4 protein-coding genes are annotated in these 4,184 nt (G+C 34.9%); 3 read left to right on the top strand and 1 reads right to left on the bottom strand.

The annotated features are described in order from the left end of the window. The 3 genes from AC1DRF_RS18030 to aspA all read left to right on the top strand — a co-directional run. Positions 1 to 658, top strand: a 658-nt coding sequence (locus tag AC1DRF_RS18030) for a LysR family transcriptional regulator substrate-binding protein (protein WP_477741314.1), incomplete at its 5' end; no start/stop codon positions are given. A gap of 351 nt (positions 659 to 1,009) precedes the next feature. Continuing rightward, a complete protein-coding gene (locus AC1DRF_RS18025) occupies positions 1,010 to 2,281 on the top strand; it encodes a cation:dicarboxylate symporter family transporter (protein ID WP_477741313.1) in 1,272 nt (423 codons plus the stop codon). Positions 2,282 to 2,319: 38 nt separating this feature from the next. After that, complete coding sequence (gene aspA, locus AC1DRF_RS18020) at positions 2,320 to 3,759, top strand: aspartate ammonia-lyase (RefSeq protein ID WP_477741316.1); 1,440 nt, start codon at positions 2,320 to 2,322, stop codon at positions 3,757 to 3,759. Between the two features lie 140 nt (positions 3,760 to 3,899). On the opposite strand, the gene AC1DRF_RS18015 is transcribed toward aspA, so the two are convergent. Further along, positions 3,900 to 4,052, bottom strand: a complete 153-nt coding sequence (locus tag AC1DRF_RS18015) for a DUF8096 family protein (protein WP_477741315.1) — start codon at positions 4,050 to 4,052, stop codon at positions 3,900 to 3,902. Between the last annotated feature and the right edge of the window lie 132 nt (positions 4,053 to 4,184).

Here is a 4,184-nt window from a genome sequence, read left to right as displayed (position 1 = left end):
GTCTTATCAGGAAGCAAAGTACGGTTTACAACAAGTAAATATCCCTTATGAGTTGGTGATTGGAAGTGCTTTGTCAATCTCTAATAATATTCTTCCGGATATTTTGCCAGCATTTATTTCAGAATTTAAGGACGTTCGAATAAAGATTTTAACAGGCCATTCTAAAGATATTTTACACAAGGTAATTAATAAAGAGGTGGACTTCGGCATTGTACGAACAGAAACCCATCCTCAAGTAGAATCAATTCGTCTTTATAATGATCCAATCAGTCTTTTCGTTCCTAAAAATCATATTTTTTTAAAAGAAGAGAGTGTAACAGTTGAAGATGTAAGTAAGCAACCACTTATCTTTTTTGATTATGGATCGATAGATTGGCTTGCCATTCATCGCTTATTTTTGAGTAAGGGGTTAAATCCGAATATATATTTAGAAGTTGATAATATGGAAACAGCAAAAAACCTTGTACTCCAAGGCGTAGGCATCTGCTTTCTACCTGAGCATTGTGTCAAAAAGGAATTAGAAAATGAAGAGTTATTCCGAGTAGAAATGACTCCTCCTGTGAAAACAAACATTAGCATTGATTTCATTTATTTAAAAGGGAAACCTACATCTGTTTTCATGGATTTCTTAAAAGAGAAAATGTTTGAACAGCACTAAACCCATTAACACTCAATGGGTTTAGTGTTTTTTTATATAGAAAATGATTACTTTATCTAAATACAATTAATATCTTCTATAACCTTATAGCTTTCTTCTATAACTTAACTTACTAAAAGGAATTTATAATGATTACATTGGATGATTAAATTTAAAGAAAATTATGATTATTAACTCTAAAATTATCCAATATTCATCATAATCATTATCATCAATAAAAGAAGGGGTTGACCAATAGTTATATCTATACTGGAAATTATTGTTGCTAGTTAAACGATAAGTTAAGTGATAAGTTTTATGGTGAAAGTCCTTGCATTATCAAGAAAAAGAAAAATGAAAGGGGTTTCAATTATGAGAAAGTTTGGATTAGCTACTCAGATATTTATTGGGCTCGCTTTAGGTATTATTGTAGGTGCAGTCTTCTATGGTAATGAAACAGCAATGGCTATTCTTCAACCAATGGGCGATATCTTTCTTCATCTAATCAAAATGATTGTTATTCCAATTGTCGTAGCTGCTCTTGTCGTATCAATAGCAGGTGTAGGTGATATAAAAAAGTTAGGAAAACTAGGTGGAAAAACGATTCTTTATTTTGAAATCGTTACTACAGTTGCATTAGCTATTGGTTTACTTGCTGCAAACATATTTCATCCAGGTACTGGAATTGATATGGGGAATCTGGAAAAAGGTAATATCTCAACATATGAAGAAACAGCTAAAGCAAGTGAAAGTGGAAGTATTGCTGATAAATTTGTTCATATCATACCAAGTAACATCTTTCAATCGATGGCAGAGGGGGATCTACTTGCTATAGTCTTTTTTTCTGTACTGTTTGGAGTAGCTGTTGCAGTTATCGGAGAAAAAGGAAAGCCTGTTTTAAGTTTCTTTGATGGTGTATTAGAAGCCATGTTCTGGATGACAAACTTAGTTATGAAGTTTGCTCCATTTGGTGTATTTGCATTAATTGGTGTCAACGTAGCAAAGTTCGGAATTGGTTCATTAATCCCTTTAGGGAAACTGGTATTAGTTATATATGCTACAATGTTTTTCTTTGTATTTGTTGTACTAGGGATTATTGCGAAATTTGCTGGTACAAACATATTTACCCTTATGAAAATTTTAAAAGATGAGCTAATTTTGGCATTTACAACTGCAAGCTCAGAATCAGTATTACCAAGGTTGATGGCTAAAATGGAGAAGTTCGGATGTCCAAAGGCTGTTACTTCCTTCGTTATTCCTACAGGTTACACCTTTAACCTTGATGGATCGTCTATTTATCAAGCAATTGCTGCAGTCTTTATTGCTCAAATGTACGGCATTCATTTATCTATTGCAGAACAGATTACACTTTTACTCGTATTGATGTTGACTTCTAAGGGAATGGCAGGCGTTACAGGTGCTTCGTTTGTAGTGGTGTTGACAACACTCAGCTCAATGGGTCTTCCATTAGAAGGCATGGCTTTCATTGCAGGGATCGATCGTATTTTAGATATGCTTCGTACATCTGTAAATGTAATAGGAAATGCATTAGCTACGATTGTAATGTCTAAATGGGAAGGCGAGTTTGATCAAGAAAAGGCAGCACGTTATACAGCATCTATAAAACAATCTGATGTCGCATAACTAGTGGTAATGACTAATAAATAGGAGGAAACATCGTGGTGAATACTGAAGTAAAAGAACAAAAAGATGTACGAATTGAAAAAGATTTTTTAGGTACAAAGGAAGTTCCTAATGAAGCATATTATGGAATACAAACACTACGTGCGGTTGAGAATTTTCCAATAACAGGATACAGAGTACATGAAGAGCTTATTAAAGCTTTAGCCATTGTAAAGAAAGCTGCGGCTCTTGCTAATATGGATGTCAAACGTTTGTATGAAGGACTAGGAAATGTAATTATCAAAGCTGCGGATGAAATCATTGAAGGAAAAAGAAATGATGAGTTCATTGTTGATCCTATTCAAGGTGGAGCCGGTACATCAATGAATATGAATATAAATGAAATGATCGCTAACCGTGCTCTGGAGTTACTGGGACATGAAAAAGGATCATATGTGCATCTAAGCCCAAATAGTCATGTAAATATGTCACAATCTACAAATGATGTATTCCCAACGGCCATTCATATAGCAACACTCAATTTATTAGAAAAGCTATTAAGAACTATGAGCCACATGCAATCCGTATTTCAAGAAAAAGCCCAACAATTTGACCACATCATAAAAATGGGGCGTACTCATCTACAAGATGCTGTTCCAATCAGACTTGGTCAAGAGTTTGAAGCCTATAGTCGTGTTTTAGAACGTGATATGAAACGTATTAAACAATCATGTGACCACTTATATGAAGTAAACATGGGAGCCACAGCCGTGGGAACTGGGTTAAATGCAGACCCTCGTTATATTGAGAACGTCGTGAGACATCTAGCTCATATTAGTGAGTTACCATTACGAGGTGCTGACCATCTTGTTGATGCTACTCAAAATACGGATGCCTATACAGAAGTTTCTGCTACCTTAAAAGTTTGTATGATTAACATGTCTAAAATCGCGAATGATATTCGATTAATGGCTTCTGGTCCTCGTGCGGGATTAGCTGAACTTCTATTACCAGCTCGTCAACCTGGTTCRTCTATTATGCCTGGTAAGGTCAATCCTGTCATGCCGGAAATGATTAATCAAGTAGCTTTTCAAGTCATAGGTAATGATCATACAATTTGTTTGGCATCTGAAGCAGGTCAGCTTGAACTAAATGTTATGGAGCCTGTTCTCGTATTTAACCTACTTCAGTCAATCGGCATTATGAATAATGCATTTCATGTTTTTACAGAACATTGCCTAAAAGGCATTGAAGCAAATGAGGAACGTTTAAAAGAGTACGTAGAAAAAAGTGTAGGGATTATTACAGCCGTAAATCCACATATCGGATATGAAGTAGCAGCACGAATTGCTAGAGAGGCTATYTTAAATGGAAARTCGGTACGAGARYTATGTTTRCAATATGAYGTATTRACTGAGGAGGARCTTGARTTAATTTTAAATCCCTATGAAATGACGAAYCCAGGTATATCTGGSARCTCTCTTTTTGACAGAAATTAATTTTTAAAGCGTGCTCCATATTAAGTTTATCGTATAAGCCACCTACTTTGGATATCCCTAGGTGGCTTATTTTCTATATACACGTCAAAAAATACCAACTACCATTCAAACCATGCTATTTTTTATAGTCTAAGTACCACCTAAATGCTTTTCTTCATGCCACACTCTCGACATTCACGTAGAAAAATGCCCCCTTTTATAGAACTTTTGAAGTAAGATGAATTGCAGTTATCGCATCGGACACTAACTTTATTCGGAAATTCAGCATAGTCGTAAACTTTATCAAGGATGATTTTTTGCTACTCTTTCTCTTCTATAAGGAAAAGAGGTATCAGAGAGAGCAATTAAAAATACTTCATCATATAAAGTCATGGCAAAAGCATTAGAAAATCTTTCAAAGGAAGATATTGCTTCATTGTTAAACA

This window comes from Priestia sp. P5_B4 (assembly GCF_056400385.1).
The sequence above is the reverse complement of the archived record's forward strand: the minus strand, read 5'-3'. Positions and strand labels throughout refer to the sequence as shown.

Bases quoted from the DNA above. Each gene is read 5' to 3' on its own strand.
- AC1DRF_RS18025 (WP_477741313.1), top strand. From the start codon at position 1,010: ATGAGAAAGTTTGGATTAGCTACTCAGATATTTATTGGGCTCGCTTTA.